Below are 21,460 nucleotides of genomic sequence, written 5' to 3' on the forward strand. Positions count from 1 at the left end.
AGAAGAAAGCCGACTATCAACGGCAACACACTCACACACAGTTTACCAAACATCTCACTTTGCCCGCATCCTTCGATCTGTTCACAGCTTTTCCCACCATGATGGTCAACTATGCAATAAACAAAGGACCGCAGCTTATGCCACGGTCCCTCGTTCATTCTTTAGAGCGGGTGAAGGGAATCGAACCCTCGCATTCGGCTTGGAAGGCCGATGTTCTACCACTGAACTACACCCGCGTACACTATCGTGCTGTTTCAATTGACTTGGTCGGGGTGACAGGATTTGAACCTGCGACCTCCTCGTCCCGAACGAGGCGCTCTACCAAGCTGAGCCACACCCCGAAATTATAATGAAAATGGTGAAAATGGTGCGGTCGGCGAGACTCGAACTCGCACGGTCAGGGACCACTACCCCCTCAAGATAGCGTGTCTGCCAGTTCCACCACGACCGCATGTGTAAGTCCATGGTGCGGGTGGAGGGACTTGAACCCCCACGCCAGAGGCGCTAGAACCTAAATCTAGTGCGTCTGCCAATTCCGCCACACCCGCTCACAAAATAGGTTTATTTAAGCCTACAAACAATGTCGCTCTCAATCGACAAGAATAAATTTAACATGGATAGTGCACAAAGTCAACAGGTTTTTTAAGATCGAATATTATGTCTTTATCCTGATTAGGAAGAATGCTGTCTTTCGTGAAAAACCAGCGGTTCTTGCTTCGTATGACTCTGTGTACAAGTTCCGTTATCAGTCTTATTTTTAAATGCAAAAATGAGAAGCACACATTATTATTGATTAAATAATTAGAAGATTATATAATAAAAATCGAATCACGTATAGTTGTCTATACAATCAGTCATCTATATCCTTTGCAATGGTCATCACAATCCACCCTGCCCATCTCACAACCAAAGGAGTGACATCATGAGAAGAAGATCAGCAAGCAAATTCCTTTGTATCGCCATGGTTCTGTTGCTGCTCGTTGCCCTTGTGCCGCCAGGGGCCTTTGCGGCCAGTGAATGGCAACCGAACACCGCTTATAAAGTAGGCGATGTTGTGACTTATCAAGGAAGCGTTTACCAATGCCTACAATCCCATACTTCCCTTGCTGGTTGGGAGCCTCCCAACGCCCCCGCGCTGTGGAAGTTGACTGATGGCGCTGGAGATGATACACAACGGCCCACTGCACCGTCCAATCTCGTCTCAACCGCTCAAACGGCATCCTCCATCTCCCTCTCTTGGAACGCTTCCACTGACAATGTCGGTGTAACCCAATATGAGATTTACCGCGGCAACACCAAAGCGGGCACTGCCACCGCCACCACTTACACCGATACCGGTTTAACCGCGGACACCGCTTACACCTATACAGTCAAAGCCAAAGACAAAGCCGGCAACGTATCCGATTCGAGCAACGCAGTGACGGTGAAAACCAAAGCAAACGGCACCAATCCAAATCCCAACCCCAGCTCACACAAGATCGTAGCCTACTATACCAGTTGGTCCACCTATGCACGAAACTATCAAGTAGCGGATATCGACGCTTCTAAAATCACACACCTCAATTACGCCTTTGCTAACATCGCCAACGGCGAAATCGTCGTTGGAGACACTTACGCCGACACGGATAAAGCGTTCCCCGGCGATTGTTGGGATCCCGGCTGTAAGCGCGGCAATTTCAATCAATTGACTAAGTTGAAGCAAAAATATCCCCACTTGAAAACATTGATTTCCGTTGGCGGTTGGACTTGGTCCGGCGGCTTCTCCGATGCAGCCCTCACTGACGCATCGCGCACCCGTTTCGCCGATAGCGCGGTTCGTTTCATCAGACAATACGGTTTTGACGGCGTGGATCTTGACTGGGAGTACCCCGTGGGCGGCGGTTTAAATCCCGGACGTCCCGAGGATAAGCAAAACTTCACCTTGCTCCTTGCAAAAGTGCGGGAAAAACTGGACGCGGCCGGACAAGCTGACGGCAAACATTATCTTTTGACCATCGCTGCAGGCGCCAGCCCCAGCTACTACAACGACAATACTGAAATGGACAAAGTGAAAAACTATGTTGATTGGATCAACATCATGACCTATGATTTCCGGGGCGCATGGGAAAACGCCAACGGACATAATGCTCCGCTCTATGTGGACCCCAGTGATCCCCATCCAAAGCGTGACACTTACAACATTGACGCTGCTGTAAACGGCTTCCTGAATAAAGGCGTTCCCGCCTCCAAATTGGTGCTGGGCATGCCATTCTACGGGCGCGGTTGGAAAGATTGCCCTGCTACCAACAACGGCCAATTCCAAACCTGTAATGGCCCTTCCCAAGGAACATGGGAAAATGGCGTGTTGGACTTCTCTGACCTAGAAAACAACTATATCAATAAAAACGGTTACACCCGCTACTGGAATTCGGTCTCCAAAGTGCCCTATCTGTACAATCCGACCAACAAAGTGTTCATTTCCTATGATGATGCGGAATCCTTCGGCCACAAAACCGCTTATCTCAAATCCAAAGGCTTGGCTGGTGCCATGTTCTGGGAGTTGTCAAGTGACCGCAACCAAACACTACTCAACAAATTGTACAACGACTTAAAATAAATAAATAACAACTAGGCGGCTGGACGTAGAACAGCCGCTTTTTTGTCCCCTCCACCCTGATGTCGCTCCCCTAGGCCTCTAGCGCGCAAAAACGGGGACATAGAACGTCTGAAATTCCCTTTTTCTTTCCCCCTCCGCCAGTAAAATGGGAAGTGAAAACATTCATTCCACACCGCAATCATATTGCTCCATTTAATAGATTACCGTGAAATGGAGGGCTACCAAAGATGAAGCGACTATTCAAGAAAAAGCGATTCTGGGTGGTGCTGGGCTTGATCGTTTTCGTATATTTCAACAACAGCTCGCTCTTCACCAACCCACCCGCTCAAAAACCCATGTTGCTGGCGCACCGGGGACTTGGGCAAACATTCGACATGACGGGGCTGACCAATGACACTTGCACAGCGGAGCGAATTCATCCACCTGAACACCCCTACCTCGAAAATACGCTCCCATCCATGCGAGCGGCGTTTGCGGCCGGGGCCGATATGGTGGAATTGGATGTTCACCCCACCAAAGATGGCCAGTTTGCTGTTTTTCATGACTGGACACTCGATTGCCGGACAAATGCTACCGGTGTGACGCGTGATTATACTCTGTCTGAACTGAAGAAGTTGGATATCGGTTACGGATACACCGCTGACGGCGGCAAAACGTTTCCATTCCGCGGCAAAGGAGTGGGGCTAATGCCTTCGCTTGACGAAGTGCTAGCTGCGTTTCCCAAGCAGGAGTTGCTGATTCATGTGAAGAGCAACGACCCTGCGGAAGGAACTCAGCTAGCCCGTCGGCTCGCCGCCTTGCCCGCTGACCGCTTGTCCCGGATCACCGTATATGGCGGGGATGAACCCATTGCCGCTCTAGAACGGCAACTTCCCCATCTGCGCACCATGTCCAAAGCCTCACTGAAAAAGTGTCTGCTTCCTTACATGGCCATCGGTTGGACCGGTATCGTACCAGACGCATGCAAACACACGCAACTCCATATTCCCGATTACGCCGCGTCATGGTTGTGGGGTTGGCCCCACCGTTTCTTAGCCCGGATGAACGAGGCGGGCACACGAACCATTCTCGTCCGGGATGGTGGTGGTTTTTCCGCCGGTTTTGACACCGCCGAAGACCTCAACCATTTGCCAGAAAACTACGCAGGTGGCATCTGGACCAACCGCATCGACCGCATCGCCCCTCTCATCCAGCGGCGGACGCAGTGATCTTTCCACCATCACGTTGTCCAGGGGAGCTGGGTATCTGAAGGAAATTAGGCACAAAAAGCCCGGCGCTGGTCTGCCGGGCTTTCTCGTTTCTTTTATTTTCTATTATCGCCGTCGCGACCATCCACAAACAGCCACCTTCCCGTATTCGTGGAAACCATCGCCGGCGCAATGCCAGATGGCCATGTTCGGTCCAGTCCTTCTACCTCCCTAACATGGATGCGTGGAAAGCTCAGCGCCGCTAACACTTCACGATAACAACGCTCCCGCACCCGGGCGGGAATGCCTTCCCGTTTAAGCCAACGAATCGCTTCTTTGAATGCTCCCCGATGCAACAAAGCATCAATATGGGTGGTTAGCGCTTCTTCCAACGAACACCTGAACAGCAGTTTGGACCGGTGCCCACGACCGCCCCCCGGCTTCCAATAGATCAGCCCGTCTTCTTGCATATTGCTAAGGATGCGTTTTACATTTCGTGTAGAACAATAGAGAATGGACGCCAATTCATCCAAACTGACATAGATGGAGCAATGATTGGCCACATTCCGTAGCCGATACCTCAATTCCAAATAATGCTCCGCCGTTTTCACAAAATCACCCCGCAATCCCTACCATTCGACAGTGGATGATGCAACACTGATCGTTATGACCTACGCATAAAGACTCGGCACACCAAAGGATCTATTCAAAAAAAACGCCCCACTGTCGGCGCAACCCGACAATAAGGCGTTGATGGGCATAAAAAAAGGCGTTCCCATTTTGAACCCCTGTCTGCATGCAGTCATGCCCAACTGCACAATGTGTTGTGGTGAGCCATGAAGGACTCGAACCTTCGACACCCTGATTAAAAGTCAGGTGCTCTACCAACTGAGCTAATGGCTCGCAAAAAAAATGGCTGGGGGAGTAGGGATCGAACCTACGCATGACGGAGTCAAAGTCCGTTGCCTTACCGCTTGGCTATCCCCCAAAGTGGGGCGACCGGAGGGAATCGAACCCTCGAATGCCGGAGCCACAATCCGGTGCGTTAACCACTTCGCCACGGCCGCCAAGAAAGATGGCGGAGCTGACGGGATTCGAACCCGCGATCTCCTGCGTGACAGGCAGGCATGTTAGGCCTCTACACCACAGCTCCATAAAATATGGTGGACGCTGACGGGATCGAACCGCCGACCCTCTGCTTGTAAGGCAGATGCTCTCCCAGCTGAGCTAAGCGTCCATATTGGTGACCCGTAGGGGATTCGAACCCCTGCATGCTAGCGTGAAAGGCTAGTGTGTTAAACCGCTTCACCAACGGGCCAAGGCATATAAATGGCGGAGAGAGAGGGATTCGAACCCTCGCGGGGCTTAGTAGCCCCCTAACGGTTTAGCAAACCGTCCTCTTCGGCCTCTTGAGTATCTCTCCGCGTTGGCTCCTCAGGTAGGACTCGAACCTACAACCTACCGGTTAACAGCCGGTTGCTCTGCCATTGAGCTACTGAGGAATATTTTAAAATTATCAGCGACGTGATTTATTATATCGCATTTGATTTCAATTTGCAAGAACTTTTTATGGTTCTTTGTTTTTCTCTGTTTCCACTGCATCAGGGAGCAGTGACAATTAATAATTTAACATGGAGAACAACCGGAGTCAAGAGCTTTTGCACCAAAGTTCTTTAAAAAATTTTATGCTTTAATTGGCATAGTGCCCCTACGAGTGGAATCCTTTTTGCCATACAAAAACTCCCCCTACAAGGGCTTGCAGGGGGCCGCATATTAATCATCGTTCAAAATGGTAAGCAAGTTTCTGAAGATCATGATGAAGTCGATGTACAACATCAACGCGCCATAGATCGCATACTTGTTTACGTTTTCTTCGTCCATGTCCATCTCGCTCATGTGCTTGATGGTCTGCATATCAAATGCAGTGACAATCGTGAACAAGATCACCATAGCATAAGAGATGATCAATTCGATCATGCTGCTCTTCAGGAAGAAGATGTTGACCAGCGATGCCAAAATCAGGCCCAACACCAACATTAGCGCCAAAAAGCCAATCTTGGATAGGTCCATCTTCGTGGTATAACCAACCAATGCGCTGATGCCAAACATGCCCGCGGCGATGAAAAACGCCCCGGCGATGCTATCTAAGCTGAAAAACACCATCAGGACCGAAAAGCTGACTCCAGTTACCGCTGCATACACGAAAAAGGCGATGTTGGCCACAAAGGCGGGGATGCGGTTGATCAAGGCCGACAATCCGAAGACCAACACCAATTGCACGATCCAGATACCCCAGAAGATCCCCGAGTTTTGCAGGAGTGCTTGAACCACATTTTGATTTGTTCCCAATACATACGCGATGATAGCGGTCATGGTCAAACCCATGAACATCAACAAAAACACGCGAGGTAGCATTGTGTTTGTCCGCGAGGCGACGGCGCTACCTGCACCGTTGTTAAACTGCGTTTGATTCATCGGTACGTTCCCTCCGAACATACTTTTTTTATTTTTTGTGCCCAACTTCCAAAACCAGAAGCATGCACAGCCTAAGTATATCAAAAAGTATGTTCGCTTGCGAAGGGGAATCCGCTTAGACAAAGCAGTTGTAACCGCTTTCAATGCTAATTTTCGATCTTTTGTTTATAAGTAGTTTCAAAAGTTGCTGATATCCGCTTACAACCGGCCTCCTAGATCTCAACGCACTAACCCGGCGCTCCGCATCCGCTCTTTGGTTTCCGGCGTCCCCAATTCATAAATGGTGCGGTAGATCTTCTCAATTTGTTTGTCTTCGGTCACATTTTCTTTCCGTTCATTATCCAAAAATGGGATATGTGCCAACACGAATGTAGAAAAATCGGTGTCTTCCACCTGGTTGAACATCTGCTCCAAACGATTAATCTCTTCCGGTGTCGCTTCAATTTCAAAATCGTAATTGGGGTCGTTCACATCGAGAGTTTCCCGAATCTCGCCCGCTCGCGGCCCGATGTCAACAGTCACGTAGTACGTCTTTTTTTCCATTTGCCCTACCTCCTCATCCTTTAACCCTTCCCCACAAGCCAGAAATTCATTCCACATCCGCCAGCTTTCAAAATCCGCTATAATTTGGGTTGAAGGAGGCGTACTCACTGATGAACATAGACATGAACCGTTATTCGCGCCAAATGTTGTTCGCCCCCATCGGTCCGAGCGGCCAAGAAAAGTTGGGCCAGGCCCGGGTAGCGATTGTCGGCTTAGGGGCTCTGGGCACAGCCTTGGCCAACCATATGGCTCGCGCCGGAGTGGGCATGTTGCGCCTGATTGACCGCGACTTCGTTGAAGAGAGCAATCTGCAACGGCAAATGCTGTTTGACGAAGCAGATGCCCAAAACTTCATGCCCAAAGCCGTCGCCGCCGAACGCAAATTGCGGGCGATTAACTCCACGCTGACTCTGGAAGCCCACGTCACTGATCTGACATGGAAAAACGCAGAGTCATTGTTATCCGGAGTCGATCTGATCTTGGACGGCTCAGATAACTTCCAGGTACGCTATCTGGTGAACGATTTTAGTGTCAAGCATGGCGTCCCTTGGATTTATGGCGGTGCCGTGAGTGCGCGCGGCATGAGTTACACGATTCGTCCTGGGGTGACCCCCTGCTTGCGCTGTTTGTTTCCGGATGCCCCCGCACCCGGCACCACAGAAACATGCGACACGGCCGGGGTGATCGGCCCAATCATCCATGTCATCGCCGCTTACCAAGCGACAGAAGCCCTAAAGCTACTATGTGGGGCAGAGGAAGTCTTGGAAACGCGGATGCGTCACATCGATTTGTGGCACAATCAAGCCCAGGCACTTCAGGTGTCTGCGCAAAAAAACGACCAATGCCCCTGTTGTGCCAAGCGACAATGGGATTATCTCGATCCGGTGGAAAAAGAGGCGCAAGAAATCTCCATGTGCGGACGCCAATCCGTTCAAATCTCCTTGGGTCAAGTGAAGTTGGATTTGGACAGCTTGACTGAGCGCCTACGCCATGTCGGGGAAACGGAACGCAATCCCTTTATGCTACGGGTACAGATCGATGAACAACACCGCCTAGCCGTGTTCCCGGATGGACGCATCCTCGTACAAGGCACCACCGACACCGCTTTGGCTAAAAACTTGGTTGCCAAATATATCGGTTTTTAAATAACACTAAGGCTCCGGAATACCCGGAGCCTTGTTGTTCACCATCGGCTAAAAAGCGCACTATTGCTTTGGCGTGATCTCCACATTCCCCAATTGTTCCATCACCCGAACCAACGCTTGCGTGCCATCCTCGTTACCGCCGTGTGCTTGCACAGCACGCAACAATTGTTGCACGGTGGCCGTTCCCAACAACGGAAGTTCCATCCGCTCCGCTTCAGCGAGCACAATCCGCAAATCTTTTTGTTGGAAACGCACAGAAAAGCCTGGATCTAGATCTCCTTTGACTACACGCGGCCCATAGTTGGCGAGGGCCCATGAACCACCCGCCCCTTGCGAAGTTACTTGAATCATTTTCTCTAGGTCCACACCGCTTTTCTTGGCAAAGGCCAACGCCTCTACCATGCCCAGCAAGTTTAGTCCGCACAATATCTGATTGCACGCCTTCACTGTCTGGCCGGCGCCAATCGGACCGCAGTGGACAATCGTCTTGCCCATCGCTTCCAAGACCGGGCGTACCTTCTCCAGCACTTCTTCTTCTCCCCCGACCATGATCGAAAGCGTGCCATTGCGCGCTCCTACATCTCCGCCACTGACAGGCGCATCTAACATGGCCACACCTTTTTCGGCCGCTAATTCCGCCAACTCACGCGTCGCCTCGGGCGAAATGGTGCTCATATCAATCAAAACCGTCCCTGGCCGTGCGCCGGCCAAAACCCCTTCTTCACCGGTCACCACTTCTCGCACATCTGGGGTATCGCCAACCATGGTGATCACTACATCACTTCGCACCGCCACATCCTTGGGCGAAACAGCGAGGTGGGCGCCCCATTCGGCCTTAGCCTCGGCCATCTTGGCGGCTGTCCGGTTCCAAACAGTTACTTCGAAACCTGCTCGGTGCAAATTGCGCGCCATCGATTTCCCCATGATCCCCAAGCCGATAAATCCGATTTTCAGTCCTTCCATTCTCCTGCCCCTTCCTCTTCAAACGCTACGGATGCGGCTGGCAAGCCCCGCTCACGCTTCGCTCAACCGGCCAAGCACACTGTTAACCACCGATTGCCACAAACTGCGGTCACTGAGCAAGCGTTCGCGAAACCCTTTGTACATTGCGCGTTGCTCCGCTTCAAAGCGCGGGTCATCCTTGGGTGGCAATCCGCTACGCATGTGGTCAACCATCGCCTGCACTTCAGGGGAGCGCGGTCCCCACACTGCCCGCTCTTTCCCTGCTTCGTCAATGAAGATGAAAATGGGAATCGACCGCGATGTACCATTGGTCAAATACTGATCCATCAATTCCAGATTCTCGTCGCGAATCAAGAAACGCATCTCCATTCCCGCGCTTTCGGCGATCCGTTTCACAATAGGCACGCATAAGAGGGCGTCCCCGCACCAGTCGGCAGTCAGCACGATCACCCGCCAGGGTTCGGTTCGTTTTTTGGCCAATGCCGCTACTTCCTCTTCAGTGAGGGTGACTTGCTCATACAAAGACAGCAACTCGTCACGATTCACCTGCATGCTGTCCACATATGTGTCAAATGTCATGCCTTTCGCAAACCAGTCATTCAGTGTCATCAAGGCATCCATCTCCTTTGTTTAACTGTTCTGCTACCACGTGTTCCAGCTTCAATCTGCCGCCGCACTGGGCGCAACGATACCGATCCACTTGCATCTGGCGTTGTCGGAAGGCACGACGGCCGCACGCAAGGCAATGTACCATATACTTCGGCTTCGTCTGTCCTGGTAGCCTTGGAGCATATCTCAGGCCGCCAACCGCAGCAAGCAACTGCTTGAAGTCACGATCGCGATGCCGGTATCCTTTTCCCTCCAGATGCAAGTGGTAGTGGCACAATTCATGCAAAACAATTTTACCAAAAACCTCTCGCCCATGAATCAAATGCTTGGGATTCATTTCAATCCGGTGATCCCCCAGATGATAACGCCCGCCGGTGGTTTTCAAACGCGGATTAAACCGGGCTTCATGCAAAAAAGGTTTGCCGAAGCAGGCCAATGATAGAGATTCCACCCAGGCCTGCAATTCCGAATCCGTCAATGCCATCTCTCCTGACACAAACCGCTCGTTTTCAACATACATTACCCTATCCGTTATTTTCGTCAAGGGAGGAAGAAGGAATGCCCAGCTGGTTGATCAAACAACTGATGCATGCCTTTTCCATGAAAGACCGCCGGCTCATCCAATGGTTGAACCACTGCTGGTTCCACTACCGGTGTAATCAAGGAAAACGGATTAGTTGATAATCTGCGGGACGGGCCAAAAGGCGAAGCCCTCCTCCAGCTTACCTGAAAGGCTGGGGGAAGTCATGGGGGACACGGCTTTCTCATTGACTGAAGACGCCTATCGCGCGCGAAGCCGACTGCGAATCGTTATCCAGTTTAAACATATACTTTCCGGCTGGGTGCGCCACATCTATCCGCACTCGCTCTCCCGCATTCACTTGGCCATTCACCAGCGTGGGGCATTGCAAATGGTCACAGTGTATAAAGACATAAAAAGTCACCGGACCCGGCCCCTCATTGTGAATCGATACGCGAAGGTCCCCTGCAGGAAGGGATTCCCACCCGCTCCAAACGGAAGGGGTACCCGCATCCAACCGCAACGAATGCGTAACGCGCGCTTCAGCAACAGCACCGAAAGGAAATAGGCTAAGGATGATCACCAACGCGGCCGCAAAGGCGCGAACAGGAACAAAACTTAAACGCATCACCAACCCACCTTTTGTCAAGATTTGCATTCCCCATCTGGGCAATGGTGCCCTTAGTCTACCCCATGACAAAAAAGCTACCGGTGCATCAGGCACATCGGTAGCTTTTTCCGGTATCATTTTTCTTCGTTGTCGTTTTCAGGTTTGACCGGGATCATGCTGAGCCCGACCCGTTCTCGCTCCACATCCACATTGTACACCCACACGTCAACAATATCCCCGACAGTCACCACATCCATCGGATTCTTGACAAACCGTTCGCTTAAACGGGAAATGTGAACCAACCCATCATTCTTCAAGCCAATGTCCACAAAGGCGCCGAAATCGACCACATTACGAACGGTTCCCTGTAGCTGCATCCCCACATGCAAGTCTTCCAGCTTCAACACATCAGATCGCAGAAGCGGTTTGGGCAGTTCATCCCGTGGGTCGCGGCCTGGACGCAAGAGCGCTTCGATAATATCCTTCAATGTTGGCACGCCGCATGCCAACCGCTCGGCCATGCTCTCTACATCCACTTGTTTAAGACGCTCCTTGCAAGCATCACTGCCGATTTGATCCAACTCCAAACCTAATTCGGAGAACAAGCGTCCCACCACTGCATAAGACTCCGGATGAATCGGCGTTTGGTCTAAAGGATTCTCACCATCATGAATCCGCATAAAGCCGATACTCTGTTCATACGTCTTCGCTCCAAGGCGTGGTACCTCTTTCAGATCAGTCCGCTTAGTAAAACGTCCCACTTCTTCCCGCCGCTTCACAATGTTTTTGGCCACGGTGCCGCTGATTCCTGACACATAAGACAACAATGACGGGGAAGCCGTGTTTACATCTACCCCGACGTAGTTCACCGCAGATTCCACCACGTGTGTCAAGCTTTCACTCAAGCGTTTCTGTGACACATCATGCTGATATTGGCCGACACCCACCGATTTCGGATCGATCTTAACCAATTCAGCCAATGGATCTTGCAGGCGCCGGGCAATCGATACCGCGCTTCGGCGAGCCGCGTCCAGATCAGGGAATTCCTCTTTCGCGATTTTAGAAGCAGAGTAAACACTGGCACCCGCTTCATTGACGATAATATAATACACCGGCCGTTTTGCCTCTTTGATCACATCGGCAATAAAAGCTTCGGTTTCACGGGAAGCGGTACCGTTACCAATCGCGATGATATCGATCGGATATTTATCCAAGAGAGCAAGCACTTCCGCTTTGGCCTCAGCAACTTTGTTCTGGGGCGGCGTCGGGTAGATCACACCCACTTCCAACATTTTTCCCGTATCATCCACCACCGCCCATTTACAACCCGTGCGGTATGCCGGATCGACGCCCAGCACCATTTTGCCCCGAACCGGCGGTTGCAACAGCAATGGACGCAAATTCTCGGAGAAAATACGGATCGCCTGTTCCTCCGCCTGCTCTGTCATCTGCGCCCGCACTTCCCGTTCGATGGAAGGCGCAATCAGGCGTTTGTAGCTATCTTGCACCACTTGGGTCAAGTATGCGTGGGCTGGAACGGCAAACCACTTGGCCAATCGCAGGAAAATCTTCTCCTCATCCACTTCAATCTTTACTTTGAGGACTTCTTCCCGCTCCCCGCGGTTCACCGCCAAAATCCGATGCGGCGGCATTTTATGTACAGGCTCACTATAATCGTAATACATTTCATAAACGGTGCGAGCTTCCGCGTCTTTAGCCTTGGACACCAACATGCCGTGTTTCCAAGTATATTCACGCACCCATTTGCGGATATCCGCGTCTTCAGAAAGCTCTTCTGCCAAGATATCCATGGCACCTTGCAACGCGGCGTCAGCTGAGTCCACACCCTTCTCCGCATCCACGTACGAAGCGGCCGCCGCTTGAACGGGCTCTGCCTGAGAGGACTCCGCCATCAAGCGCGCCAACGGCTCCAATCCTTTTTCACGGGCAATGGACGCCCGGGTCTTCCGTTTGGGGCGGAAAGGAAGATATAAGTCCTCCACCTCTTGCAATTTGGTTGACTGCATGATTTTTTGCGTCAGCTCATCCGTTAGTTTCCCTTGTTCGTCAATGAGCCGAATCACTTCTTCTTTGCGTTGGTTCAATTGGGTGAGATAATGGTAGCGTTCTTCAATTGCCCGCAATTGCTCTTCATCCAGTTCCCCTGTGCGCTCTTTGCGATAGCGCGCGATAAAGGGGATGGTGTTGCCTTCTTCAATCAATTCAACTGCCGCTTTCACCTGCGTCGGCTTGACAGCCGTTTCGGTAGCGATCAGTTGAAACATCTGTTGCTGATCCATATTCAACCCTTCTTTCCTCAACCATCACAACAACCTCACGAGGAAAATGATTCCCCAATATATAAAGATAACGAAATTCTGGCACCGTGACGGAGAATTTTATGTGAAAGGTTTGACATTTACTCTGCTCCACTTGGCTAGAGCGTGTCTGATAAATAGGCAATCGGCTCCAAAACCCTTTTCTCATCCGCTTTACGCGTTACTAGGCGTTCCTCGAGAAAAGATTTTCCGCCGCTTCTTCCCTACCAACTTGGCTCACCAGATACACCCTCGTTGATGGGGAGCAGATAAAACAAAAGGTGTGCCGAATCGCCTGTAGCTCACGATCCGACACACCTACCCCTATTATCCAATCACTTCCGACGGCTCCATGCGAATCGCTTGCCGCAACTTCGCCAACGCCCTTCGTTGCAGGCGCGAAACATGCATTTGAGAAATTCCCAGTTGATCCCCCACCTGTTTTTGGCTGAGATTCTCAAAAAAGGTGAGACGCAGGATCTCTTGTTCCCTTTCAGTCAGCACAGCAAAGATTTTGTCCAACAACATCTTGCGGTCAATTTGTTCATATCCGCCATCTTCTGTACCCACCAGATCGAGCAGGGTGATTTGGCTGCCATCATTGGCGGCTTCAATCGGGCTATCGACGGAAACGGCGTTGTAACTCCGCCCCATCTCCATCGTCTCCAACACCTCTTCTTCTGAGACGCCGAGATATTCCGCAATCTCCTGCACCCGGGGGGAACGTTGCAATTGTGTCGTTAATTCTTCGACCGCCGCCTTGATGCGCGGCCCCAACTCCTTGATGCGCCGTGGAACATGCACACTCCATGTCTTGTCCCGGATATGGCGCTTGATTTCACCCACGATCGTCGGCACGGCAAAGCTTTCGAAACTCCGGCCATAATCGGAATCAAAGCGCTTCAATGAAGCGATCAGCCCGATCATTCCGACCTGAACGAGATCTTCGTACGGCTCTGATCCATGGGCGAACTTAAAGGCCAATGTTTCCACTAGATCACGGTAATGCGCGACTAAAATCGTTTGAGCCTCTGCATCCCCATCCTCTTGGAATCTTGCTATCAGGTTATACACCTGTTCATCGGTTAGTGAAGGATGTGGACGACTTGACATGTGACTCCACCACGCCCTTTCGGATATACTTGGTCATCGTCACAATTACGCCATTGTCCCCTTTGATATCCACATGATCCATCAAAGATCGCATCAGAAAGACGCCCAACCCTCTTTCGCGAAGCGCGTTCATGGTTGGCCCGACTTCGATCGGCCCAGTACGCTTTTCAATCTCTTCGATATTAAAGCTGTTTCCACGGTCAACCACTTCGATTTCCAACCGGTTGGAGAAAATATTGCAACTGACCTCGATCTCCCCATCGCCGCCGCAATAAGCATGATCCACGGCATTGGTACACGCTTCGGAAACTGCCAATTTCAGATCTTCGATATCGTCATATGAGAAACCCATGCGATTGGCAATTCCAGAGACAGCCAACCGGGCTATGCCCACATAGTCCGGCTTCGCAGGAATTGTCAAATTCACCAAATCTAAGGGTTTACCACTCATTGTCGGCCATCCTCCTGCACTTTTTCTTCATTGAGCATAATTACGTTCAGGTTGGTGATGCGGAAAATGCGTTGCAGCCGCGCGTTCATGCCTTTCAAAATCAGTTTGCCACCCGTTTGACCCTGCGCCTTATATGCACCGATCAACACACTCAGACCCGTGCTATCGATATATTCCACATCAGTAAAGTCGATCGTAATCGTGGTTCCGCCTTGACAGCGCGGTAACAGTTTTTCCCGTAGTTTGGGCGCGGTATACACATCAATTTCCCCTGAAACCACATAGGTGATCTCTTTTTCGTTCTCTATTTTTTCTTGAACGCTCAAATTCATTGCTCTTCCCCTCCTGCCTCGATCAGCCGACGCGCTTGATCATCAAAATGGTTTGATCGTCTCTCATTATATAGTTAGTCATTTCGTATAATTTCTGATGAATAGCTTCCACCGCTTGTTGGGCGGGCAGGTGTATATGATCACGAATCATGCTTTTGATCGTTTCCCTTTCGATGAACTTGCCGTCGACCCTTGCCTCCGTCACTCCGTCGGTGAACAGGATAATCGCATCGTTCGGCTCCAAGTCGGCCACGTACTCGGGATATTCATTGTCCCGCAACACACCCAGAACCATTCCTTTGGTCTCCAAACTGGTGAAGCAATCTTCCCTGGCGGAATAAATCAGCCCGGGCTCATGACCAGCCGTTGCATAACGAAACTGGTGGTTCAACGAATCATATACCCCGTAGATCATCGTGATAAACATGCTTGGCAAAACATTGCGTTCCACAATTGTGTTTAAGTCGCGCAAAATCTCCCCCGGGGAAAGGGATTTGGCATCCAGCCGGTCCATTGTGTACTTAATCATCGACATACACAAAGCCGCGGGAATCCCTTTCCCGACAATATCGGCAATGCCCACTCCCAACTGTTGCATCCCATGGTCGACAAAATTGTAGTAATCTCCGCTCATCTGCTTGGACGCCACACTAATCACCCCGATGTCCACACCAGGAAGCGAAGGGGTGGCCTCGGGTAGTAGCGTTTGTTGCAGACCCGCTGCAACTTCGATCTCATCTTCCAACTCGCGTTGCCGGCTCATCAGCTGTTCCCGTTCCTGATAAGCGACACCGTACCCCACCATGACTTCCAACAGCATCTCCAACGTGGCTTTCACTTCTCTGGGCAGCTCCGGTACCATTCGCTTGACCGATCCAATATGGACATTAATCACTTCTTCCGGCGAAACGCGTTTTTCTATAAACCATTTGCTTAGCTGTTGCGCGCTGTAAAGATGGTCTTCCTTAGGCTCGGTCATATAGGAAGCGAGCAGCTTCTCATATAGTTTTTTTAGATGAATATCCATGTGTTAGTTCTCCTTGCTGGAGCCTGCGCTTAAATTGCTCCAATATTCGAAAGCAATACGGCAACATATCGCCTTTCTATGAGGAAGGCATAGAAAGGCCATCCTCATTTTACATTTTAAATTTAAAATATCACAGAAGGGAACAGAATTAAACAAGTTCAACAAAAAAAGAGAATGGCCCATTCACCATTCTCCAATCTCCATCAAAAATCAATCATACCCAAGCTAATCATCAACGCTTCATTGACTCGATTCATCATCTCATCATCAAGATGGGTGATCTTATCTGTCAATCTCTGTTTATCGATGGTCCGAATTTGTTCGAGCAAAATGACCGAGTCACGATCAAATCCGTACGCTTTGGCATCGATTTCTACATGCGTAGGTAACTTGGCTTTTTGGATTTGGGCTGTAATCGCGGCGACGATAACGGTGGGGCTAAATCGGTTCCCAATATCATTTTGTATCACTAAGACAGGTCGAACCCCACCCTGTTCGGATCCGACCACAGGGGAAAGATCTGCGAAATAGACATCGCCACGCTTAACAATCAAATCAATTACACCCCGCTAACTAATCGATCCAAAGTATCTTCAGCCTCTTCTTCCGCTACAAATGCTTCAGAAGCGATGTTGAGATTGATGCGAGCCATTTCCATATAGCCTCTTTGCATCATTTCGCGGATGAGACGTTTTTTCCGCTCTTGGAGATACATTTTCATCGCCTGACGAATAAATTCGCTGCGATTGGAATTATCCCTCGCCACCATACCATCTACTTCTTGAAGCAAATTTGTTGGCAGGCTGATCATAATTCTCTTTGTTCCGGACAAAATGAAGCACCCCCAACCAATCATCACCGTAAGCATTTCCCATCAATACTACCATTATGTCGTGGATGTTGCAAAAATATACTTATTAATAAGCTATATAAGCGCGATAGAGAAGGATTCAACAGGCATAGTTAAATGTATTCGTGCCGTCCGTTTAAATTCCTTCCCTTTCAATTGTAATACTAAAATTGTTCACCCTTGTCCAGTTGATTGTCCCACTTTCTTGGTGGATTGTATTGCAAACGGTTTATAAAGTCAACAATCTCTCCGTTTTTTATATAAAAACGGGGCAATCGATGACTCAAGGCACAAACCACTTCATATGAGATCGTCTTCAAAAAACTCGCTACTTCATCCACGGTAATTTGCTCCCCGCCTTGTTGGCCATAGATGACTGCTTCATCTCCCACTTGTACAGGCATCGCGTCTGTCACCTGGATCATCAACTGGTCCATGCAAATTCTACCGACGATAGGCACTCGCTTTCCCTTTACCAGCACGTGGCCCGCATTGGAAAGATGGCGGTTGATGCCATCCGCATAACCGACGGGCAAGACAGCGATCCATTCTTGACCCGAAACGGTGTACGTTTTTCCATAGCTCACGCCCGTGCCCCGCGGTGGTTTTTTCACATGGGCGACACGGCATTTCAGCGACAGCGCCGGCCGCAAGTCCACCGCATCCCGCTTCACCTCCGCGGACGGATAAAAGCCATACATGCTGATGCCGATCCGCACCATGTCAAACGCGCCCTCAGGCAATTGGATCGCTCCTGCGCTGTTGGAGATGTGCACCAGCGGTATGTTGTGCCGCTTTCGCACTTGGTTGACCACATCGGTGAAGCGCTGCAATTGAAAACGCGCATAATCATCCTCTTCTTCATCTGCCGTGGCATAGTGGGTGAAGATGCCTTCCACTTCCACATGGCCAAGGCCCTCCGCTTGCGCCAGAAGGGGGGAAACTTCCTCAGGCAACACTCCCAACCGGCCCATTCCGGTATCCACTTTGACATGCACCCGTGCCGTAACTCCCAAGCGAACCGCTTCCTGTTCCACCGCCTCTAATATTTCGGGGCGGTATACAGTCAGCGTCAACCCATTTCGCAAGGCGTAGCCGACGGCATGTGGGGGCGTGTAGCCCAACACCAAAATCGGGGCGTCAATGCCTGCCTGACGAAGTTCCACTCCTTCATCAACAAACGCGACCGCCAAATGGCTCGCACCCGCTTCCAGCGCCGCACGAGCCACCGGCACAGCACCATGGCCGTAGCCATTGGCTTTGACCACGGCCATCACTCGGGTGCGTTGTGGCAGGTAGCGCCGAAACTCTTTGATATTGTGCATGATGGCGTCAAGATCCACTTCAATCCATGCATCCCGGCCATGAATCATCCTATCACTTTTTCCAACCACGTCGCACCACTTCCAACTGGACATTGAGTTCTTTTAAAAATGCGTCACTGACCAACAAAGGGAATCTTTTCCCTTTGACTCTGATCATATAAGGCAAATCATACTCTTTTTCTATCTCATGGAGCCAAATGGTTTCCTCTTTGGTTCCCACTTTGGCCAGCAAACGATCTTGGTACAGTTCATAGCTTGGTTTCGCCCATATCAAGTACAAAATGGGCACGATGAGCATCGCAAACACCGCCGAAAGAACCATCCCGACAACAAATCCCGGGCTCCGAAACGGAAAAACGCTTAACACGAGCAACAAGCCGATTGCAAAAAATCCCGACTCCAGCAATTTAAGCACGCCGTTTTTCCGGTACAGCAACGTTGGGTACTTGGATTTCTCCACGACCAGTGCCTGTTTCGCCATCCTTTAACCTCATCCTTTTAGCAAGTCATTTCCACAACTAATCTGTATTATACCAGAGATTCGGCAGATATACGGACAAAAAAATGGACGACCTCCAGGCGGCAGTCCATTTGTATCATTATTTGGATGACTGATTGTACGTAGAGTTTGCGATTTGCACGAGCTCATCCAAAGACAGATTGCCAATTAATTCATAATCGACGCCGCCTTCCGTCCATGTGAGCCGCTTCCGTTCCCCCATCTCCAGCAACACGCCCACGGTCTCCGCCAATTCCACCGGTTTGCCCATCAGGGGTAAACCTGCTTCCAACGCTTGTGGATGCCGCTCAGTCAGCGTGAATGATTTGTCGCCTTTGAAACGCATCACCACCACCGGCCCTTGCGGCGTTTGAATGGTTCGCTCACTTTGCAGGCGGGTTCCCTGGGGAATGTATTCAGGTAGTACGGCTTCGATCTCTTTTTGTTTAGCAGAGGGTTTGGCCATCGCCGCCAGCGAAGTTTTGGAATCCTGAGGTAGTTCCTCCAAGTTGCGTTTCATGTCAAACGCGTCTTTGTCAAAGGATGCGCCTTCTTTAAACCGGTCAAACTCCACCTTGATCAACTCTTCGTTCGATTCGCTCAACACCGCCACTTTGTGGGGGTTCAACTTGTGATCCAACCAGATCCGCTGCTTGTTAGCATGTAGGTTAAAAGGATATTTGGCAACCACTTCAAATTGATATTGTTTTTTCCCGGCGCGAAAAGTGCGCTCATTGTCATCGATAATGCTTTGAATGACTGTTTGATAAAGATAAACCTGCCCACCCGAATAAGGCCAGTCACTTTGGAACCGGAAACTCTTTTTGAGGTGCGGCGTCAGCACATACACCCCTTCTTCATTGCGCAACAAGATCTGGGTAATCCCTTTTTTCATGTTTTTGATCGCCACGCGGAAAAAATGCGGCTTCTTGTACCACACCTCTATATCGTATAGTTGCGGTTCTTTGCCAGAGCGGATCGTCATTTTCCCATGGCTAACATAAGACTCCATCTCTTCCGAACGCTTGGATAAGTCGCTCACGACTTCCTTAGCGTCTTTGACGCCGCATCCGGCCATGCTCAATGCCAATGCAATGACTATCAGACTTAGCCAGACTTTCCGACACATAAGATCCTCCCTTTCGTCAATTTCCCGGGAAATGTGTCGGTTAGCAGGGGACCGTTTTTCTGGAAGAAGCTACACATTATAACACATAACTGGATCGACGGAGTGATGGCAGCATTCCCGCCCTCTCGGCAACATTCTCCCGCGGCTGTCTGTCCCTCCTAACCGCGTTATATATGTATGTCCCACTACGGGCAGTTATGCTTTATCCACCCGCTCGACCACAGCCATTGCTAGCGCGTAATGCGCACTGTGCGAAATAGACAAATGCACAGTGGCCATCCCTTCTGGGAACACGCGCTGAACCACCGCCTCCGACAAAATGACAAATGGCTTCCCATGTCCGTCATTCACCACTTCAATATCATGAAACGAACAAACACCGCCGATCCCCGTCCCCAATGCTTTGGAAATCGCTTCTTTGGCGGCAAACCGCCCCGCAACGTATTCCAAACAGCGACGAGGCTGTTCAGGCATTCTCGCCCATTCCTCCGCAGTCAAGATACGGCTGGCCAGTCGTTCACAACCCAATCGCTCAATGCGTTCCAACTCGACGATATCGGTTCCAATCCCCCAAATCACTTGCTTCACCTCTCAATCAGAGCAAGCCCACAACAAATAGCCCGCTGATTATCAAAAAGAGCATAACACAACGAAAAAGGGATCACCAACCGCCCATGGAATTGACATCCGTTTTTTTACGGTCTTCCCAACGGTAAATTAATGGTATAGTAGATAAGGAATATGGTTTGATGAGGAGGCTTCTCCATGTATCAGGTGAATAACCGCATCAACATCACATCCCCTGAGCATCTGACGATATTGCGGGAACGTTTCAGCAACGCGCCCGAATCGATGAGCAGGGTTCCCGGTTTCGTCTCGTTCCGTTTGTTGGAGGCGGAAGATGGTTCCCATGTCCTTGTGGAAACCGTTTTCAAATCCAAAGAAGATTATCGCGCATGGGTGGAAAGCGACCACTTTAAGCGCGCTCACGGCGGACGTACCGGTGAAACCAACCGGCCTGAGCTGAGCAGCTATCATGTAAGGATTACATAACCTTACTCGCGCTCATTCAATACCAAATAACTTAAGGAGTGACTTTCTTCATGACAGCAGGATTAGTTGTTAAATTTTTGCATGTTCTGTTCGTCGCCACTTGGTTTGGCGGCATCAGCCTGATGGCCATGGTGTTGCGCGACGCGACTCGCTCCAACAACCTCGACACCATGTCGCACGCATTGAATCGCGCCCAACGCTGGAATATGACCATGTTTATGCCCAGTGCAGTGTTGTCCCTGATCACTGGTATGTACATGCTGATGCAAGTGGACGGCGAGAAGCCGCTGTGGCTGATCGTCAAAGAGCGTTTCGGCAGCGTGGTTGTCCTTTTGTTCATCTTGTTTGTCGTCATTTACGGCCGCAAGGCGCTGAACCAAGTGCAAGCCAGCGGCATCGAGAGCGCCAAAGCGCAGTCCATCATCAAGCGTTACATCATGTTGCTCAATATTTCACTATTGCTGATGGCTGTGCTGATCTTCTTCGCCACCGTCAAATTGGCATAAACCAACAAAAGCTTCATGGCCATTTGGTCATGAAGCTTTTATTTGCAACTAGAAAGAGGGCAGACGTCCAAGCATCCCTCCAACGGTCATCTCGCATGATCGATCACGAGTGGTTCTATTATTCTTGCATCGATCCCTTTGCCATCCCCTTTCGTTATAGCGCCTATGTGCCTGCAACCCTCTCTTCCCTAGTCCGCTTACAAAACAAC

General features: G+C 50.4%; 24 protein-coding genes and 12 tRNA genes. 6 read left to right on the forward strand and 30 right to left on the reverse strand.

Annotated features, from left to right (window positions below; all coding sequences use genetic code 11):
- Positions 1-165 precede the first annotated feature (165 nt).
- The 4 genes from CLV36_RS15705 to CLV36_RS15720 form a co-directional block, all read right to left on the reverse strand.
- A tRNA-Gly gene (locus CLV36_RS15705) sits at positions 166-236 on the reverse strand.
- Between the two features lie 28 nt (positions 237-264).
- Positions 265-341 (reverse strand) — tRNA-Pro (locus tag CLV36_RS15710).
- 24 nt (positions 342-365) lie between these two features.
- A tRNA-Leu gene (locus CLV36_RS15715) sits at positions 366-451 on the reverse strand.
- A 13-nt stretch (positions 452-464) separates the two neighbouring features.
- Positions 465-548: transfer RNA gene (locus CLV36_RS15720), tRNA-Leu, on the reverse strand.
- Positions 549-922: 374 nt separating this feature from the next.
- On the opposite strand from CLV36_RS15720, the gene CLV36_RS15725 reads away from it, so the two are divergent.
- A complete protein-coding gene (locus CLV36_RS15725; RefSeq protein ID WP_106343298.1) occupies positions 923-2,596 on the forward strand; it encodes a glycosyl hydrolase family 18 protein in 1,674 nt (557 codons plus the stop codon).
- 227 nt (positions 2,597-2,823) lie between these two features.
- Positions 2,824-3,804 carry a glycerophosphodiester phosphodiesterase family protein gene (locus CLV36_RS15730; RefSeq protein WP_106343299.1) on the forward strand — a complete coding sequence of 327 codons (981 nt, stop codon included), beginning with the start codon at positions 2,824-2,826 and terminating at the stop codon, positions 3,802-3,804.
- A 95-nt stretch (positions 3,805-3,899) separates the two neighbouring features.
- On the opposite strand, the gene CLV36_RS15735 is transcribed toward CLV36_RS15730, so the two are convergent.
- From CLV36_RS15735 to CLV36_RS15785, 11 genes are all read right to left on the reverse strand, one after another.
- The gene (locus CLV36_RS15735; RefSeq protein WP_181353109.1) at positions 3,900-4,394 is read right to left on the reverse strand and encodes an SgrR family transcriptional regulator; all 495 of its coding nucleotides are present in this window, start codon (positions 4,392-4,394) and stop codon (positions 3,900-3,902) included.
- Positions 4,395-4,610: 216 nt separating this feature from the next.
- Positions 4,611-4,686: transfer RNA gene (locus tag CLV36_RS15740), tRNA-Lys, on the reverse strand.
- 10 nt (positions 4,687-4,696) lie between these two features.
- Positions 4,697-4,771: transfer RNA gene (locus CLV36_RS15745), tRNA-Gln, on the reverse strand.
- Between the two features lie 3 nt (positions 4,772-4,774).
- Positions 4,775-4,850 (reverse strand) — tRNA-His (locus tag CLV36_RS15750).
- Positions 4,851-4,859: 9 nt separating this feature from the next.
- Positions 4,860-4,936, reverse strand: a tRNA-Asp gene (locus tag CLV36_RS15755).
- Between the two features lie 8 nt (positions 4,937-4,944).
- A tRNA-Val gene (locus CLV36_RS15760) sits at positions 4,945-5,020 on the reverse strand.
- Positions 5,021-5,024: 4 nt separating this feature from the next.
- Positions 5,025-5,101, reverse strand: a tRNA-Glu gene (locus CLV36_RS15765).
- A 12-nt stretch (positions 5,102-5,113) separates the two neighbouring features.
- A tRNA-Ser gene (locus CLV36_RS15770) sits at positions 5,114-5,206 on the reverse strand.
- Between the two features lie 4 nt (positions 5,207-5,210).
- Positions 5,211-5,285, reverse strand: a tRNA-Asn gene (locus tag CLV36_RS15775).
- A 271-nt stretch (positions 5,286-5,556) separates the two neighbouring features.
- Positions 5,557-6,258: a Bax inhibitor-1/YccA family protein gene (locus CLV36_RS15780; protein ID WP_181353110.1), complete on the reverse strand. Its 702-nt coding sequence runs from the start codon at positions 6,256-6,258 to the stop codon at positions 5,557-5,559.
- Positions 6,259-6,477: 219 nt separating this feature from the next.
- Positions 6,478-6,801, reverse strand: coding sequence for a hypothetical protein (locus CLV36_RS15785; RefSeq protein ID WP_102991369.1), 324 nt, complete (start codon positions 6,799-6,801; stop codon positions 6,478-6,480).
- Positions 6,802-6,911: 110 nt separating this feature from the next.
- Between CLV36_RS15785 and CLV36_RS15790 the strand changes: the two genes are divergently transcribed.
- Positions 6,912-7,946: a ThiF family adenylyltransferase gene (locus CLV36_RS15790; RefSeq protein ID WP_425436591.1), complete on the forward strand. Its 1,035-nt coding sequence runs from the start codon at positions 6,912-6,914 to the stop codon at positions 7,944-7,946.
- A gap of 60 nt (positions 7,947-8,006) precedes the next feature.
- Here CLV36_RS15790 and CLV36_RS15795 read toward each other — a convergent pair whose 3' ends face one another.
- The 3 genes from CLV36_RS15795 to CLV36_RS15805 are packed head-to-tail and all read right to left on the reverse strand — an operon-like array spanning position 8,007 to position 10,002.
- Positions 8,007-8,909: an NAD(P)-dependent oxidoreductase gene (locus tag CLV36_RS15795; protein WP_106343301.1), complete on the reverse strand. Its 903-nt coding sequence runs from the start codon at positions 8,907-8,909 to the stop codon at positions 8,007-8,009.
- Between the two features lie 51 nt (positions 8,910-8,960).
- The gene (locus tag CLV36_RS15800; RefSeq protein ID WP_106343302.1) at positions 8,961-9,518 is read right to left on the reverse strand and encodes a thioredoxin family protein; all 558 of its coding nucleotides are present in this window, start codon (positions 9,516-9,518) and stop codon (positions 8,961-8,963) included.
- Positions 9,505-10,002, reverse strand: coding sequence for a SprT family protein (locus CLV36_RS15805; RefSeq protein WP_181353112.1), 498 nt, complete (start codon positions 10,000-10,002; stop codon positions 9,505-9,507). Before CLV36_RS15805 ends, CLV36_RS15800 begins: the two co-directional genes overlap by 14 nt.
- Positions 10,003-10,076: 74 nt before the next feature.
- Here CLV36_RS15805 and cmpA point away from each other — a divergent pair, with 74 nt between their 5' ends.
- Positions 10,077-10,199, forward strand: coding sequence for a cortex morphogenetic protein CmpA (gene cmpA, locus CLV36_RS15810; protein WP_102991366.1), 123 nt, complete (start codon positions 10,077-10,079; stop codon positions 10,197-10,199).
- Positions 10,200-10,282: 83 nt separating this feature from the next.
- On the opposite strand, the gene CLV36_RS15815 is transcribed toward cmpA, so the two are convergent.
- The 12 genes from CLV36_RS15815 to acpS all read right to left on the reverse strand — a co-directional run bounded on the left by CLV36_RS15815 (position 10,283) and on the right by acpS (position 20,271).
- Positions 10,283-10,666, reverse strand: coding sequence for a hypothetical protein (locus tag CLV36_RS15815; protein ID WP_106343303.1), 384 nt, complete (start codon positions 10,664-10,666; stop codon positions 10,283-10,285).
- Positions 10,667-10,782: 116 nt separating this feature from the next.
- Entirely contained in the window at positions 10,783-12,948 is a 2,166-nt protein-coding gene (locus tag CLV36_RS15820) for a Tex family protein (protein WP_106343304.1), read from the reverse strand.
- A gap of 345 nt (positions 12,949-13,293) precedes the next feature.
- Positions 13,294-14,079: an RNA polymerase sigma factor SigB gene (gene sigB, locus CLV36_RS15825; protein ID WP_054095636.1), complete on the reverse strand. Its 786-nt coding sequence runs from the start codon at positions 14,077-14,079 to the stop codon at positions 13,294-13,296.
- On the reverse strand, positions 14,045-14,530 hold the full coding sequence (gene rsbW / locus CLV36_RS15830) for an anti-sigma B factor RsbW (protein WP_106343305.1): 486 nt from the start codon (positions 14,528-14,530) through the stop codon (positions 14,045-14,047). The genes sigB and rsbW overlap by 35 nt, the downstream gene beginning before the upstream one ends.
- Positions 14,527-14,862, reverse strand: coding sequence for an STAS domain-containing protein (locus CLV36_RS15835; RefSeq protein WP_022738669.1), 336 nt, complete (start codon positions 14,860-14,862; stop codon positions 14,527-14,529). Before CLV36_RS15835 ends, rsbW begins: the two co-directional genes overlap by 4 nt.
- A gap of 22 nt (positions 14,863-14,884) precedes the next feature.
- Complete coding sequence (locus CLV36_RS15840; protein ID WP_106343306.1) at positions 14,885-15,889, reverse strand: PP2C family protein-serine/threonine phosphatase; 1,005 nt, start codon at positions 15,887-15,889, stop codon at positions 14,885-14,887.
- A 203-nt stretch (positions 15,890-16,092) separates the two neighbouring features.
- Positions 16,093-16,443, reverse strand: coding sequence for a type II toxin-antitoxin system PemK/MazF family toxin (locus tag CLV36_RS15845; RefSeq protein ID WP_054095634.1), 351 nt, complete (start codon positions 16,441-16,443; stop codon positions 16,093-16,095).
- Between the two features lie 5 nt (positions 16,444-16,448).
- On the reverse strand, positions 16,449-16,745 hold the full coding sequence (locus CLV36_RS15850; protein WP_035952874.1) for a CopG family ribbon-helix-helix protein: 297 nt from the start codon (positions 16,743-16,745) through the stop codon (positions 16,449-16,451).
- 158 nt (positions 16,746-16,903) lie between these two features.
- Complete coding sequence (alr, locus tag CLV36_RS15855) at positions 16,904-18,112, reverse strand: alanine racemase (RefSeq protein ID WP_106343320.1); 1,209 nt, start codon at positions 18,110-18,112, stop codon at positions 16,904-16,906.
- Between the two features lie 4 nt (positions 18,113-18,116).
- Positions 18,117-18,545, reverse strand: a complete 429-nt coding sequence (locus tag CLV36_RS15860) for a hypothetical protein (RefSeq protein ID WP_106343307.1) — start codon at positions 18,543-18,545, stop codon at positions 18,117-18,119.
- A 118-nt stretch (positions 18,546-18,663) separates the two neighbouring features.
- Positions 18,664-19,692, reverse strand: coding sequence for a LolA family protein (locus tag CLV36_RS15865; RefSeq protein WP_106343308.1), 1,029 nt, complete (start codon positions 19,690-19,692; stop codon positions 18,664-18,666).
- 195 nt (positions 19,693-19,887) lie between these two features.
- Positions 19,888-20,271, reverse strand: a complete 384-nt coding sequence (gene acpS / locus CLV36_RS15870; RefSeq protein ID WP_106343309.1) for a holo-ACP synthase — start codon at positions 20,269-20,271, stop codon at positions 19,888-19,890.
- A 186-nt stretch (positions 20,272-20,457) separates the two neighbouring features.
- On the opposite strand from acpS, the gene CLV36_RS15875 reads away from it, so the two are divergent.
- Positions 20,458-20,745, forward strand: a complete 288-nt coding sequence (locus CLV36_RS15875) for an antibiotic biosynthesis monooxygenase family protein (RefSeq protein WP_106343310.1) — start codon at positions 20,458-20,460, stop codon at positions 20,743-20,745.
- 50 nt (positions 20,746-20,795) lie between these two features.
- Entirely contained in the window at positions 20,796-21,251 is a 456-nt protein-coding gene (locus CLV36_RS15880) for a DUF2269 family protein (RefSeq protein WP_102991359.1), read from the forward strand.
- Positions 21,252-21,460 lie beyond the last annotated feature (209 nt).

Origin of the sequence: Laceyella sediminis, from assembly GCF_003003125.1 — a bacterium.
GTDB lineage: Bacteria > Bacillota > Bacilli > Thermoactinomycetales > Thermoactinomycetaceae > Laceyella > Laceyella tengchongensis.